A 13,733-nucleotide genomic window follows, 5' to 3' on the forward strand; every position below is an offset into this window, starting at 1 on the left:
ATGTTTGATATTAGCTATAAAGTTTGGTTTTATTATGTCTACCCCACATTGGTTTGATCAGGGCAGTTTAGTTCTTGCCAGCAATAACAAAGGTAAAGTCGCAGAGTTTGAAAAACTTTTTGAACAGCTTAAGTTACCAGTAGAAATTATTCCTCAAGGTCGCCTTAATATTCCTGATGCAATTGAAGATGGTTTAAGCTTTATTGAAAATGCCATTATTAAAGCTCGTCATGCCTCTAAAATTTCAGGTAAACCTGCTATGGCTGATGACTCAGGCATTTGTGTTCCTGTTTTAGGCGGTGCACCTGGCATTTATTCTGCACGCTATGCTGGAGAACATGGTGACGATGCAGCCAACAATGCCAAATTATTAAATGACCTTTTACCCTACCGTAAAAATGGTGAAGTAATTGAAGGTATGTTTGTGTGCGTACTTGCTTTAGTCACTCATGCTGAAGATCCTTTACCACAAATTTTCCAAGGCATTTGGCACGGCGAAATTTTAGAAGCGCCACGTGGTGAAAATGGCTTTGGTTATGACCCACTATTCTGGTTACCTGAGCTACAAGTGTCTAGCGCTGAATTATCTAAAGAAGATAAGAATAAGATTAGTCATCGTGGACAAGCGATGCAGTTATTTAGAGAGAGCTTACAGAAGTAAGCTGATCACATGGCCACAATATGCAGCGTTAGAATATATTAAACTTTGTATAGGCAGACCTTACTTTTCAAAGATGAAAAAGTAAGCAAAAATCTTTTGTTAGACTGATGGTACGTTCATGTACCACAGTCTAACTGGCGGCATCCATGTCGCCTTCGCACAAGCAGATATAGGGGAAAAATTTTTAAATTAATTATAGTGGGAAATGCAAAAATACCGCATAAATCGCAATAAAAATACAACTCACAATCGTCCCTGAGGCAATATAAGCCGCCGATCTTCCCGTCCCTTGATAATGTGTTTCTAGCGCTACAATATTGGCTGCTGGCGGCAGACAGAACATTAAAAACATCACTCCAATTTGCTGACTGATATTTGGAATGGGTAAAAATCTATAAGTTAAGCCACAAAGAATAAACCCGCACACTACTTTAAATGCTTGAGCTTTTGTACTGTAAATTAAGTCTTTTAAATGCACTCGGGTACGGCGTAGCCACATTCCCAGCACACACATACCAGCAAAAGTCATCACAAACTTGGCAACTTCATATACCCAATGTATAGCAGGATGCTCGATATGTTGAGCACCTAACGACCTAAGTAAAAGTGCACAAAATATTGAAATACACGGTGGAGAAGTTAAAACCTTTTTTAATATGTTGAGCTTACTTTGTGGTGCAGTGGTGACTGCCGTAACAGCCCACGCATTGCCAAAAAGAGAGACTCCAATATATAGCGCAACAATAGGAGCTGTAGCATCAGGTCCAAATAAGGCCATAGCAAACGGAAAGCCAAGCCACCCCATGTTGGTATAACTCACGCATAGTGCTAATAATCTGTCTTTAAATAAAGCTAAATAAGCAAAGAAAATAAGAAATGCTGAACCAGAGCTAAACAGCATTAAACTCAAACTACCTGGCTGATAAAATACCATGTTGTAAATAATAACAATTGGAATCAGTAAGCGGGAAAGCCAAGCTGAAAGAACAGGTTTTAACGTTTCTGAAAGAGAAGTCTGAGCAAGTAGAAGTCCTGTGATAAATGCCAATACAGGCAGTAGTAGCGCCACGCTCTCTCCTCTTGCTCATTAAAACCAGCTTGCTATGCTACACCTTTTCAAAATGAAATGTACTCTCCATTTCAAGTAATTTAAGTGACTCTTTTCAAACTATGTATAAATAAAAAAAGAAGATATTCAGTTTATAAAATGAACTTTTTAGGTTTTGACAATCATTCATTGTCTTAAAAATGACATATAAATGTCACATTCCTGTCATGGCAACCTGTTGATATAAAGCAAACTGAAAAGAGGTATAAGATCATGGCCGGTTTATCTATTTGGCATGTCGTTATTTTTGCAATTGTCGTTATTTTATTATTCGGTACGTCGAAATTAAAAAATATCGGTAAAGACGTAGGCGGTGCAGTAAAAGACTTTAAAAAATCAGTTCGTGAAGAAGATGAGACTACTGCTCTTAATACTCCACGTACAATTGATGCCCAAGTCAAAACACCTGACAGCACATCAGTAAAAAGCTAAAGGTTTTCGACCATGCTTGATGTAGGAATGACAGAGCTACTCTGTTTTGCAATTATTGCAATTTTAGTTTTAGGCCCGGATAAACTTCCAGAAGCTGCACGCTTTGCTGGTCGTTGGTATGTTCGCCTAAAACGTTATATTACCAATTTGCAAAATGAGATTGATCAAGAGTTGCGTCTTTCTGAGTTTCGAAAAGAAATGCAAGAAGAACTCAACCGCATTGAAGCACTAGAACGTAAAGTACAACAACAGCTTGAAGAAATTCAAAAGCAAAATATTTCTGAAAATATAGATAAGGCTGAGGCAACCAAATCAGCACCCCAATCTATTCGGATATGTCTTCCTATATCAGGCCATTATAAAGTCCCATACATTAGAAAATTTATGCCTTTAGCATCACCAACTGATATTTCAGAGACATCACCTGTTAAATTGAAGATTGCCGTATGAACCAACTGCCTTCAACCACTGTAAATAATCAGGAAAATTTAGACCAAATGCCAATCATGAGCCATTTGGTCGTTTTACGACGTCATTTATTTAGGATTGTCGGAGTAACCTTATTTTTATTTTTTTGCTTATTACCATTTAGAAATAATACTTACCAATTACTATCTGAACCTTTGAGGCTGCAACTTCCAACCTCCTCCTCAATGATTGCAACAGATGTCACTGCAACATTCATGGCGCCTTTTAAACTCAATTTATTTGTCGCACTTGTGCTGGCAATGCCATTTATTCTGTATGAAATCTGGTCATTTGTTCGTCCAGCGCTGTATCAAAAAGAACGTCATTTAGCACTACCATTACTCATCGGTAGTATTGTCTTGTTTTATGCGGGTGTTGCTTTTGCATATTACATTACTCTTCCGGCAATTTTACATTTCTTTATTAGTGTATCGCCTGAAACTGTTGCACCGATGACGGATATTAATAGCTACCTAAGCTTCTGCTTAAAGTTATTTTTAGTATTTGGACTGACTTTTGAAATTCCAATCGCGACGCTCCTCCTTATTTTAATCGGTGTGGTAAATACAAAAAGCCTTGCTGAAAAGCGACGTTTTATCATTGTTGGATGCTTTTTTGTAGCGATGTTTATTACCCCACCAGATGCAATTTCAATGGTGATGTTAGCCATCCCAATGTGGTTGCTTTTCGAACTTGGCCTACTCTTTGGTAAAATTATTGAGAAAAGAAAAAACCATTCTGCTGAATAAAATGATTTCTAAGAAAAAGCCTGAGCCTACAAGTTCAGGCTTTTTTATGTAGAACACTTTTTAATCTACAAAGCAATAAACTGTCTTCAAAGTGACTTAAAAATGTAAGAAAAGTGTCATTTTCAGTCCATAGAATCAACTCAACAAATATACCCACAAAATTTACGGATTTCTTATGACAACTGCTTCTACTCAACCAACGCGTCGCGAAATTTTAAAATGGTTTTCGGGGATTCCTTTTCTACCATTAGGAGCGATGGCTACGGCAGCAACATTAGCAGGTTGTAATGATAGTGATGACAGCTCAGTAGTCACTCCAACACCACAACCAAGCAAATTTAAAAATGCAAAATTCACAGCAATGCCAGCGCCAACAACTGCGGCAGACCGTGCAACAACTGTAGTGAATTCTAAATTAAAAATTGATTGGGAAAATTCAACCAGTACTGAATACCAACTCGCTTATAAACCTTTCTTTAAAACTGGTGATAGCGTACCAAAACTTGGTGGTGGGACGATTATCGCGGGTGGTTATTTTGATGTTAACGGCAATCCAATTATGGATAAGTCAGTTGCTGGTAAAGAACGTCAGTTCTTTTCAGACTGTCCAGATGGTTCATCTCTAATTCAATTAGAAGGTGCGAAAGTTGAAGGCGTAGCAAACCCAGTGTTCCACGTTGTTCAATTTGAATATAACTCTAAAGACCAAGCAGGAGGTGATACTTACGGTCAATTACCTTCACCAATCGCAATTTTAACTTTAGATCAAGACCAAAAAACAGGTCACCTAGAACTTAAAAAATACTTCAACGTTGATACTGCACCAGTACACGGTTTATGGATTACTTGCGGTGCTAGCTTATCACCTTGGAACACTCACTTATCAAGTGAAGAATATGAACCAGATGCATTCAATCAAGGCATTGGCGGTACAGATCCAAAATATCTTGGTAAATACTTCTTTGGTGATGAAACTAAAGCAAACCCATATAACTACGGTCATTTGCCAGAAGTAACAGTTAACCTTGATGGTACTGGTAGCATTAAAAAACACTATTGTTTAGGTCGTATTTCTCACGAACTTATCCATGTTATGCCAGACAACCGTACAGCACTTATGGGAGATGACTACACCAACGGTGGCTTTTTCATGTTCGTTGCAGATAAAGAAAAAGATTTATCAGCAGGGACACTATATGTTGCTAAATACATCAATACTCTAACTGAAACCTCAACTGCTAGCATTCAATGGATCAAACTTGGCCATGCGACAAGTAAAGAAATTGAGGATTTAGTTGCTGGTGGGATTAAGTCAACTGACATCATGGAAAGTTTAACAACCAATCCAAATGATGCCAGCTATACTGAAATCACTTTGGCAAAGAAACAGCTTTGGGTCAAACTTAAACCAGGTATGGAAAAAGCAGCAGCTTTCTTGGAAACACATCGTTATGCAGCACTAAAAGGTGCAAGTATGGCATTCACCAAGATGGAAGGTACTAACGTAAATATTAAAGATAAAGTTGCTTACTCTGCTTTAGCTAATATTCAAGATTCAATGGTCATTGGTGGTAAAGGTTATGTCGCTGGACATAATGTCGCGTTCTCTAAAAAAATTACTGCTGGTGGCGTGCTTGCACACAAGTTAGGTAATAGCTTTACAGACAACGAAGGTAGCGCAATCAATAGCGAGTGGGTTCCTCTTTACTCATATATGCTACTCATGGGTGAAGATCTTGCTGCGAAAGATAGTTTAGGTAATACAGCGAATCCAGACAAAATTGCTAGCCCAGACAATCTGAAGTTCTCTGAAACTTTACGCACATTATTCATTGGTGAAGACTCAGGTAACCACGTGAATAACTTCTTATGGGCATACAATGTAGATACCAAAGAGTTAACACGTTTACTTTCTACACCGGCAGGTGCAGAGTCAACAGGTTTACATGCGGTAGATTCAATCAACGGTTGGACTTACATCATGAGCAACTTCCAACATCCAGGCGACAGTAGTAGTGTACCTGAGGATGTTAAGGCATTAATTAACCAAAATTACAACAATGGTTATAGTGCTAACGTCGGCTATATTACAGCAGACCCAATTGCCCCTTCAGTCACAACTAAATAATTTTTCATAAGCTCTCTAAACATTAAAGCTGGCTAAGACCAGCTTTAATGTTTTTACATTCAGCTTTTACTTTTTATGAAAAATAAATGAAAAATTACAGAACTTTTCATTAACTTATCATCAAAACGTCAACGCCTCGTCACATTCACAAACTAAGCTCATGAAGAATTTTAGAACAATCTCTTTATTTACTTAGGAATTTCCCATGACAGAGCTGACGCCATATCATGAAGACCAAGAATTGGATAACAATACTTCTGACAATATCCACTTTCGTGACATTTTAGAACAACACATCAGTCGCCGTAGTTTAATTACTAAAGCAGCAAGTGGTGCTGTAGCGTTAACTTTAGCCTCTACATTAACAGGCTGTAATGATAGCGATGATGATTCAGGTTCTAACAACGGTGGAACCACACCTGTAGATCCAAATAAAAAACCAGAAAAATTAACTTTTACCACAGTTGCGAAAAACCATAATGATATTGTGACTGTACCTGAAGGTTATGAAGCGAATGTCATTTTTGCTTTGGGTGATTCAATCAACCCTAATTTTGGCGAATGGGACGATAATAATATTCCATCTGGCCCAAGCTTCCAGTTCCGTTCAGGTGACTGTCATGATGGTATGCATTATTTTGGTTTAAATACTTCAACAAACCGCTTTGACGAGAGTGCTTCAGCGCAAGGTTTGTTGGTCATGAATCACGAATATATCAATCAAACTTTCCTTCACCCAAAAGGCCCAACTAAGGTTGACGGTCGCCGTCCTGAAGATGAGGTCATTCGTGAAACCAATGCGCATGGCGTTTCTATTGTTTACATCAAAAAAGATGCTGCAACTCAAAAAGTAACAATTGATAAAAATTCTATTTTTAACCGCCGTATTACAGCATCAACAGAGATGGATTTTGCAGGTGCTGCAGCTGGTTCTGGCTTGCTTGCAACTCGCTTCTCCCCGACTGCTCGTAAAACACGTGGTACCCATAATAACTGTGGTAATGGTTATACGCCTTGGGGCACATACTTAACGACCGAAGAAAACTTTATTGGTTACTTTGCTCGTAGTACGACTGATGACGCATTACGTACTCCAGAAGAAATTATTGCACTGAAACGCTATGGCTTAAAAGCAGGATCTGGCTCACGTTATGGCTGGGAAACAGCAATTGGTCAAGTAGAGTCACAAGACTTATATGACCGCTGGAATGCCGATGTAAAAGCTGCACAAGCTACCCAAGACTACCGTAACGGTCCAAATACATTCGGCTGGATGGTCGAGATTGATCCGTTTGATGTTCGCCAAAACCCGGTTAAGCGTACCTCATTGGGACGTTTTGCACATGAAGATAGTGCTTGTCGTGCCGTAGCAGGTCAACCATTAGCATTTTATATGGGTGATGATTCTCGCGGTGAATACATCTATAAGTTCGTCTCTACCGCAGTGTGGGATGTCAAAGATGTAAATCGTGGTTATGCGGCTGGCGACAAATACATGAACGCAGGTAAATTGTATGTTGCCAAGTTTAATAACGATGGTTCAGGTCAATGGATTGAACTTGCCTATGGCAAAAATGGCTTAAATGAAAGCAACACGACCTACCCATTTAAATCTCAAGCTGACGTTGTCACATTTGCACGTTTAGCTGCCGATGCAGTCGGTGCTACAAAAATGGACCGCCCAGAATGGTGTACGGTCAACCCAGTAAACGGTGAAGTCTATGTGACCCTAACCAACAACTCAAATCGTGGTAAAGATTACGCGACCGATGCTGCAAACCCACGTAACTACACAGACCTCTACAACGGCACTAAAGAGCAAAAGGGTAACGTGAACGGTCATATCATCCGTTTTAAAGAAACTGATGACAAAACCACTGCTGAAACCTTCAAATGGGATATTTATCTATTCGGTGCTGAAGCATCTATGGCTTCAAACATCAACTTATCAGGTTTAACAGACAACAATGATTTGTCATCTCCAGATGGTATGTGGTTTGACCCACGTGGCGTACTTTGGATTCAAACAGATGATGGCGCATACACTGATGTCACTAACTGTATGATGCTTGCTGCGCTACCAGGCCAGATTGGCGATGGTGCTCCGGCAACTACGTCAAATGGTCAGCAAACTTTAGTCGGTGCTAAAGTTACTGACTCAACTTTGCGCCGTTTCTTGGTGGGACCTAAGCAATGTGAGATTACAGGTATTGCGATGACACCTGACTACAAAGCAATTTTCATTAATGTTCAACACCCTGGCGAAGATTCTGCAAGTTACTCGACACCAGAAAGTAACTGGCCAGCAACCCAGAAAGATCCAAGTAACAAAACTGCGCGTCCACGCTCAGCAACTGTTGTGATTACCCGTAAAGATGGTGGTGTGATCGTGGGTTAATTCTTAGATGATTAAAAATGCCGGTCAATTGATCGGCATTTTTATTATCATCGATTTAAGAGAACCTGCTGCTGAACAATTTGCCCACTGTGCTCGCCTTGTTGGGTCTTTTCTAACCAAACCCATTCATTATTGGTCATTCTTAAAAAATTTGAACAACGTGTACCATACACAGGACTTTGAATAAAAGTCGATGATAATAACTCTTCCATTTCTGGCTGAATGCCGGTATTGGGTAATAATGCCGTTGTGACCTTACGTTCATCTTCAAGAATATCCCATGCAGCATGTTGCAAAGTTAACTCTTCCGTCTGGTGCTGAAGCATAGGCAAAAACTCTTGCGTAAAACGTGTTCTTAAATGTCTGGTTTTTTCCCAATGTTCAGACATCAAACCATTTGAAACCACATAAACACCATTGGCTAATACTTGCGGGGCTTCACCACGGTTACTCATATAAACCGCTTGATCAGCATTTCCCATAAACAGGTTAAAGCCAGCGAAGTTCTGTTGCTGCTGTTCTAATTGTTGAGCAAATCGAATCGGCAATAAATCTGACTCTAAAAAAGCCTGAACTAAGTGCCCTCGAGAAGTTTCATATGATTTTTGTTCTCGTCCATCACGAAAATTGGTCAAGACAGCCCATCGGCCTTCAGGTGTAACGCCCATCCAAGTCCCACCCGACTGTAAATCTTGCCCAGCAATAATCGGTGTATGTTGCCACTGATGTAACAAGGCTGTTGGTCGATGGTAGAACTCATCCCGATTTGACATAAGACATAAGGGCATATCATCCAGAACATGCCATGCTAAAGCCACAATACACATCTTTTCTTATTCCCTATCTTTACACATTGAATGTACAACATTTTTCACATCATTCCGCTACAATCTGTCAAAACGTAAGATCAAGGAGCAGCAATGCTGACCTATCCTAATATCGATCCGGTCGCAATACATCTAGGACCTCTTCAAGTTCATTGGTATGGACTCATGTATTTATTGGCATTTTTATGTGCTTGGGGGCTTGCTTCCTACCGTGCCAAACAGCGTGATGGCTGGACATCAGAAATGGTTTCCGATCTGGTGTTTTACGGTGCTTTAGGTGTCGTTCTGGGCGGTCGTGTCGGCTACGTCCTTTTCTATGAGTTTGATAAATTCCTTGAAAATCCGATTTGGCTATTCCAAGTCTGGACAGGCGGTATGAGTTTCCATGGCGGCTTCTTAGGCGTCATGATTGCGATGTTATTTTGGTGTAAAAAATATCAAAAAACATGGTTCCAAACCCTCGACTTTATTGCCCCATGTGTACCGACTGGCTTAATGTTTGGGCGCTTTGGTAACTTTATTGGTGGAGAGTTATACGGTCGTGCGGTAACTGACCCAAATTATCCATTCGGTATGATCTTCCCAACTGATCCATTACAACTGGTACGTCATCCATCACAAATTTATCAAGCAATTTGTGAAGGCTTAATCCTATTTATTGTCTTGTGGTGGTTTAGTTCAAAACCACGTCCACGCATGGCGGTTTCTGCCCTATTTTTAATGGGCTATGGTGTTGCACGCTTCGTAATGGAATTCTTCCGTCAACCAGATGCCGACCAAGGTTTTATTTTGTTTGGCTGGATGACTAAAGGTCAGATCCTCACCGTTCCGATGCTACTGATAGGCCTTTGGATGATGTGGTATGCCTACCAAAAGAAAATCTATGACTGGGGCCCACAAAAGAACAGTTAATATGATAAATCAGAGGAGTTTCGGCTCCTCTTTTCTTTTTTATGCTACAGTTTTTACTCTCCTAAAAATGAAGATACGACATGCTGGAATTCTGGTTTAACACTCAAGTCCCGACATTTAAAAAATTAGTAATTTTAATTATTACACTGTTGATCTGTATTGGGTTATATCAGTACCAACCACTGCCTTTAGATACCATTCTAATGTTTACAGGAACTGGGGTTATTTTTTTAATCTGTCGCTATTTTAAATTGCATTTTGCTCAAAAAAATCCAACTGGCCTACTTTATCGCCTGCTGACGTGGATACCTATCGCTCTTTTATTTGCACTTATTTTTGTTAAAACAATGCCGAACTTGCTGATCTGGGGTGTGCAAGGAATCGCTTTTATGGCACTTGCTGCTTTTATTTTTTCACCTCAATCACTTTTTAATAAATAGGCTCAATATATGTTGGCTTATTGGTACAACGCACCACGTCACATCAAACTTATCTTCATTATTGTTGTTTGTGTTGCAGTTTATGCTGCTAATCAAGTTCAGCCCTTACCTCCTATTTATACAATACTCAGCCTTATTTTCGGGTTTGGCTTACATATTGGGCATTTCTTGAATACCAAACTTTCAAACAACACATCAGGCAAATCGAGCTTGAGACTTTTAATCAAAACCTATCCTATTTTGATCATTATTATTTTGATGTATTTGCTCCCTGTTCAGCTTAAATGGATTCATCTCATACAAGCTTTAGGCTTTGTACTGATTGGCTTTTTCCTTGTCTCGATTTATCAAAATCGCGCTAAACGATTTTAATTACAAACTATTGCTCGCTTTCCTACCTGTCATTAAACCATGTTATTATCTTCCACGGTTTATTGATCCAGAAACCATCTCCCCTTCTATTTTATGGAATTAATCCGAGCTCGAGAGTGTTATGCGTGCATATTTAGACCTACTACAACATATCCTTGATAATGGCGGTGACAAAGGCGACCGTACAGGCACAGGAACCCGTTCTGTATTTGGTCATCAAATGCGTTTTGATCTCTCTAAAGGTTTTCCTTTACTCACCACAAAAAAAGTTCATTTCCGTTCTATCGTGATTGAGTTACTTTGGTTTTTAAAAGGCGACACCAACGTCCAATACCTAAAAGACAATAAAGTTTCAATTTGGGATGAATGGGCAACAGCAGAACAAACTGCTCGCTTTGGCCGTCCAGAGCATGAACTTGGACCAGTCTATGGTCATCAATGGCGTAATTTCGGCGCAACTAAAAATGCTGACGGTACTTATAATCAAGATGGTTTTGACCAGATTAAATGGTTAATTAACGAAATTAAGACCAATCCAAACTCGCGCCGTTTAATTATTTCTGGCTGGAACCCAAATGAAGCTGGACAAGTTGCCTTACCGCCTTGCCATACGCTCTTCCAATTTTTCGTACAAGACAACAAGTTGTCATGCCAGCTTTATCAACGTAGTGCTGACGTGTTTTTAGGCGTACCTTTTAATATTGCGAGTTATGCTCTACTCACCCATATGATTGCTCAAGTATGCGGTTTAGGTGTAGGTGATTTTGTCTGGACTGGTGGTGATACGCATCTTTATGCCAACCATTTTGAACAAGCTAAACTTCAATTGACACGTGAGCCTTTACCGCTATGCCAATTGAAACTAAATACAGAAATAACTGACTTATTTGATTTCAAATTTGAAGATATCGAGATTGTAGGTTACGAGTCACATCCGGCAATTAAAGCACCAGTTGCAGTATAACGAAGGCTTAAATTTCATTAGATTACGGTTTAGAGAATAAGATTATGGCATGGCAAAATGTAGAAGTTGTCCACGTTGTGGCAATGGACAAAAACCACTGTATTGGTAAAGGCAATGCGTTGCCATGGCATATTTCTGCCGACTTAAAACATTTTAAAGAAATCACACAAGGCGGTGTGGTCGTGATGGGCCGTAAAACCCTTGAGTCTATGGGCCGTGCTCTACCAAACCGTGTGAATTGGGTGATTACCCGTGACATTAACTGGCAATTTGACGGCGTTAAAGTTGCGTATTCAATTGAAGATGCCTTAAATGCAGCTTTAGAAGATGTAAAGAATACCGAAAAACAAGCGTTGTTCATTATTGGTGGTGGTGAAATCTTTAAGCAAACCTTATCGATTGCAGACCGTCTTGAGCTCACTCATGTTGACTTAGATGTACAAGGTGATGCACATTATCCAACAATACCGAGTGAGTTTCATAAAACCGCAAGTGAACAGCATGTTGATGAAAAATCAGGAACTTCATTCGAGTTTGCCACTTATAAAAAATAATTTTATGGATGCCTATGCACAATATCGGAACACGTGAATTTATTACTGCTCTACTTTTTGGGCTATTACATAGTTTATTCACGCTGTTTATTGTGTTCTCTAGTATTTGGGTATGCGTAGCGCTTTGGGTTCAACAACCTTTTGGCTGGTTAGGTAGCCGCATACTCATTGGCATCTGGATTGCTTTTGCACTCAGCATGGTTGGCTTATATGTTGAAGGTCATATTATTAGCCGCCGTACCGATATCCTGATTTATCTTTTAGCGTTTGCCTGCTCTCTTGTTTGGTATTTTTCCATAACTGCACGTCAAGATCGTGACTGGAATCCAGAAGTTGCCAATATGCTGAGCTATGAAAAGCACGGCGATGTAATCACTTTACACAATGTTCGTAACTTCAACTGGCATCTTGATGGAACTTATGATGTGCGATGGGAAACCCGAACATTTGATCTTAAGCAATTAAATGGCATAAACATCATTGCCTCTTACTGGATGGGACCACAAATTGCTCATACACTGGTAAGCTTCGAATTTAAGAATCAGCAACCTTTGGTCTTCTCAATCGAGATTCGCAAAGAAAAAACTGAAGAGTTTTCGGCAATTGGCGGTTTTTTTAGAAAATATGAACTGAGCTTAATTGCTTCTGATGAGAAAGATATTGTCTATACGCGTAGCAACATCCGTAAAGAGCAAGTTTATAATTTTCCAGTCAATATGCCGCGTAGCGAGCAAAAAGCGCTATTTTTAGAATATCTTAAGAAATCGGATGAGCTACGCAAGAAGCCTGAGTGGTACAACACCCTTACGAGTAACTGTACAACCTTAATTTTCGATATGGTTCAAGCAATTAACCCATATCAGCTTCCCAAAGATTATCGTCTAATCGCTTCGGGTTACTTACCTAATTATTTATATGACCTTAAAGCACTTAATCAAAATATCAGTTTAAAACAGTGGTATCAAATTGCGCATATCAACCCAAGAACTGAAAATTTTGAACAGCTCTCAGATCAGAGTAGTGAACACTTCTCTCAAATCGTTCGACAAGGTTTACCTAAAGCTAAATGAAATAAGTAATGCACTTTTCTTTACTTTTTTATACATGCTTTACTTTGTATTTTAAATACATAAACCCTATTGTAATAGGCAGGAAATAGAGGGAAAAACAATGCAACAAGCATTATTTGGCGGCGGCTGTTTTTGGTGCGTCGAAGCTGTATTTTTACAAATACGCGGTGTAGAAAAAGTAACGAGTGGTTATGCAGGTGGACACACCACTAACCCTACCTACGAGCAAGTATGTCAAGGAGACACCCAGCACGCTGAGGTGATCTTAGTCGACTTTGATGAAGAGCAAGTAACTTACTCCCAGTTACTCGACGTGTTCTTTGCGACTCATGATCCAACGACTTTAAATCGCCAAGGTAATGATATCGGCACACAATACCGCTCTGTTATTTACTATTATAATGAAGAGCAAAAGCAGGCAGCGGAACACACGATTCAGACTCTAAAAAATGACGATCTTGATATTGTGACTGAGCTGTCCCCTGTTCCGACATTCTATCCAGCAGAAGAATATCATCAGAATTACTATGCAAAGAATCCTTCACAAGGTTATTGCAACTTTGCGATTCCACCAAAGCTGCTCAAGCTATATAGTAAATTCCAGCATCTGATGAAAGATCAATAAATCAGAACAATAAAAAAGCAACCAG

The 13,733-nt window shown here is 39.5% G+C and carries 14 protein-coding genes and 1 pseudogene; 13 read left to right on the top strand and 2 right to left on the bottom strand.

The window, feature by feature from the left end:
- Nucleotides 1-34: 34 nt before the first annotated feature.
- A complete protein-coding gene (rdgB, locus tag B806_RS0102075) occupies nt 35-661 on the top strand; it encodes an RdgB/HAM1 family non-canonical purine NTP pyrophosphatase (RefSeq protein WP_017402554.1) in 627 nt (208 codons plus the stop codon).
- A gap of 193 nt (nt 662-854) precedes the next feature.
- Here rdgB and B806_RS0102080 read toward each other — a convergent pair whose 3' ends face one another.
- A complete protein-coding gene (locus B806_RS0102080; protein WP_017402555.1) occupies nt 855-1,730 on the bottom strand; it encodes a permease in 876 nt (291 codons plus the stop codon).
- A 252-nt stretch (nt 1,731-1,982) separates the two neighbouring features.
- On the opposite strand from B806_RS0102080, the gene B806_RS0102085 reads away from it, so the two are divergent.
- The 5 genes from B806_RS0102085 (at nt 1,983) to B806_RS0102105 (ending at nt 7,944) form a co-directional block, all read left to right on the top strand.
- On the top strand, nt 1,983-2,201 hold the full coding sequence (locus tag B806_RS0102085) for a Sec-independent protein translocase subunit TatA (RefSeq protein WP_002114991.1): 219 nt from the start codon (nt 1,983-1,985) through the stop codon (nt 2,199-2,201).
- A gap of 12 nt (nt 2,202-2,213) precedes the next feature.
- Nucleotides 2,214-2,651 carry a Sec-independent protein translocase protein TatB gene (gene tatB / locus B806_RS0102090; RefSeq protein WP_017402556.1) on the top strand — a complete coding sequence of 146 codons (438 nt, stop codon included), beginning with the start codon at nt 2,214-2,216 and terminating at the stop codon, nt 2,649-2,651.
- Nucleotides 2,648-3,418 carry a twin-arginine translocase subunit TatC gene (gene tatC / locus B806_RS0102095; RefSeq protein WP_017402557.1) on the top strand — a complete coding sequence of 257 codons (771 nt, stop codon included), beginning with the start codon at nt 2,648-2,650 and terminating at the stop codon, nt 3,416-3,418. The genes tatB and tatC overlap by 4 nt, the downstream gene beginning before the upstream one ends.
- Nucleotides 3,419-3,593: 175 nt before the next feature.
- Nucleotides 3,594-5,546: an alkaline phosphatase PhoX gene (locus B806_RS0102100; protein ID WP_017398797.1), complete on the top strand. Its 1,953-nt coding sequence runs from the start codon at nt 3,594-3,596 to the stop codon at nt 5,544-5,546.
- A 205-nt stretch (nt 5,547-5,751) separates the two neighbouring features.
- On the top strand, nt 5,752-7,944 hold the full coding sequence (locus B806_RS0102105; protein WP_017402558.1) for a PhoX family phosphatase: 2,193 nt from the start codon (nt 5,752-5,754) through the stop codon (nt 7,942-7,944).
- A gap of 47 nt (nt 7,945-7,991) precedes the next feature.
- On the opposite strand, the gene B806_RS0102110 is transcribed toward B806_RS0102105, so the two are convergent.
- Complete coding sequence (locus tag B806_RS0102110; RefSeq protein ID WP_017402559.1) at nt 7,992-8,771, bottom strand: NRDE family protein; 780 nt, start codon at nt 8,769-8,771, stop codon at nt 7,992-7,994.
- Between the two features lie 93 nt (nt 8,772-8,864).
- Between B806_RS0102110 and lgt the strand changes: the two genes are divergently transcribed.
- The 7 genes and pseudogenes from lgt to msrA all read left to right on the top strand — a co-directional run bounded on the left by lgt (nt 8,865) and on the right by msrA (nt 13,708).
- Nucleotides 8,865-9,683 carry a prolipoprotein diacylglyceryl transferase gene (lgt, locus tag B806_RS0102115; protein WP_005066098.1) on the top strand — a complete coding sequence of 273 codons (819 nt, stop codon included), beginning with the start codon at nt 8,865-8,867 and terminating at the stop codon, nt 9,681-9,683.
- Nucleotides 9,684-9,763: 80 nt separating this feature from the next.
- Nucleotides 9,764-10,123 (top strand): hypothetical protein, encoded by a 360-nt coding sequence (locus tag B806_RS0102120; protein WP_002115133.1) that lies wholly within the window; start codon nt 9,764-9,766, stop codon nt 10,121-10,123.
- A 9-nt stretch (nt 10,124-10,132) separates the two neighbouring features.
- Nucleotides 10,133-10,598: pseudogene (locus B806_RS0102125) on the top strand (hypothetical protein).
- An 18-nt stretch (nt 10,599-10,616) separates the two neighbouring features.
- Nucleotides 10,617-11,459, top strand: a complete 843-nt coding sequence (thyA, locus tag B806_RS0102130) for a thymidylate synthase (protein WP_017385709.1) — start codon at nt 10,617-10,619, stop codon at nt 11,457-11,459.
- Nucleotides 11,460-11,503: 44 nt separating this feature from the next.
- On the top strand, nt 11,504-12,013 hold the full coding sequence (locus B806_RS0102135) for a dihydrofolate reductase (RefSeq protein ID WP_002114723.1): 510 nt from the start codon (nt 11,504-11,506) through the stop codon (nt 12,011-12,013).
- A 14-nt stretch (nt 12,014-12,027) separates the two neighbouring features.
- Complete coding sequence (locus tag B806_RS0102140; RefSeq protein WP_017402560.1) at nt 12,028-13,083, top strand: DUF4105 domain-containing protein; 1,056 nt, start codon at nt 12,028-12,030, stop codon at nt 13,081-13,083.
- A 100-nt stretch (nt 13,084-13,183) separates the two neighbouring features.
- Nucleotides 13,184-13,708 carry a peptide-methionine (S)-S-oxide reductase MsrA gene (msrA, locus tag B806_RS0102145; RefSeq protein ID WP_004794799.1) on the top strand — a complete coding sequence of 175 codons (525 nt, stop codon included), beginning with the start codon at nt 13,184-13,186 and terminating at the stop codon, nt 13,706-13,708.
- The last annotated feature ends 25 nt before the right edge of the window (nt 13,709-13,733 follow it).

Origin of the sequence: Acinetobacter sp. TG2027 (genome assembly GCF_000302435.1) — a bacterium.
GTDB classification, from domain to species: domain Bacteria; phylum Pseudomonadota; class Gammaproteobacteria; order Pseudomonadales; family Moraxellaceae; genus Acinetobacter; species Acinetobacter pittii.

What these genes read in the sequence shown, in the direction of transcription:
- rdgB (WP_017402554.1), top strand. Translation starts at nt 35, where the DNA reads ATGTCTACCCCACATTGGTTTGATCAGGGCAGTTTAGTTCTTGCCAGC.
- B806_RS0102085 (WP_002114991.1), top strand. Translation starts at nt 1,983, where the DNA reads ATGGCCGGTTTATCTATTTGGCATGTCGTTATTTTTGCAATTGTCGTT.
- tatB (WP_017402556.1), top strand. Translation starts at nt 2,214, where the DNA reads ATGCTTGATGTAGGAATGACAGAGCTACTCTGTTTTGCAATTATTGCA.
- tatC (WP_017402557.1), top strand. Translation starts at nt 2,648, where the DNA reads ATGAACCAACTGCCTTCAACCACTGTAAATAATCAGGAAAATTTAGAC.
- B806_RS0102100 (WP_017398797.1), top strand. Translation starts at nt 3,594, where the DNA reads ATGACAACTGCTTCTACTCAACCAACGCGTCGCGAAATTTTAAAATGG.
- B806_RS0102105 (WP_017402558.1), top strand. Translation starts at nt 5,752, where the DNA reads ATGACAGAGCTGACGCCATATCATGAAGACCAAGAATTGGATAACAAT.
- B806_RS0102110 (WP_017402559.1), bottom strand. Translation starts at nt 8,771, where the DNA reads ATGTGTATTGTGGCTTTAGCATGGCATGTTCTGGATGATATGCCCTTA.
- lgt (WP_005066098.1), top strand. Translation starts at nt 8,865, where the DNA reads ATGCTGACCTATCCTAATATCGATCCGGTCGCAATACATCTAGGACCT.
- B806_RS0102120 (WP_002115133.1), top strand. Translation starts at nt 9,764, where the DNA reads ATGCTGGAATTCTGGTTTAACACTCAAGTCCCGACATTTAAAAAATTA.
- thyA (WP_017385709.1), top strand. Translation starts at nt 10,617, where the DNA reads ATGCGTGCATATTTAGACCTACTACAACATATCCTTGATAATGGCGGT.
- B806_RS0102135 (WP_002114723.1), top strand. Translation starts at nt 11,504, where the DNA reads ATGGCATGGCAAAATGTAGAAGTTGTCCACGTTGTGGCAATGGACAAA.
- B806_RS0102140 (WP_017402560.1), top strand. Translation starts at nt 12,028, where the DNA reads ATGCACAATATCGGAACACGTGAATTTATTACTGCTCTACTTTTTGGG.
- msrA (WP_004794799.1), top strand. Translation starts at nt 13,184, where the DNA reads ATGCAACAAGCATTATTTGGCGGCGGCTGTTTTTGGTGCGTCGAAGCT.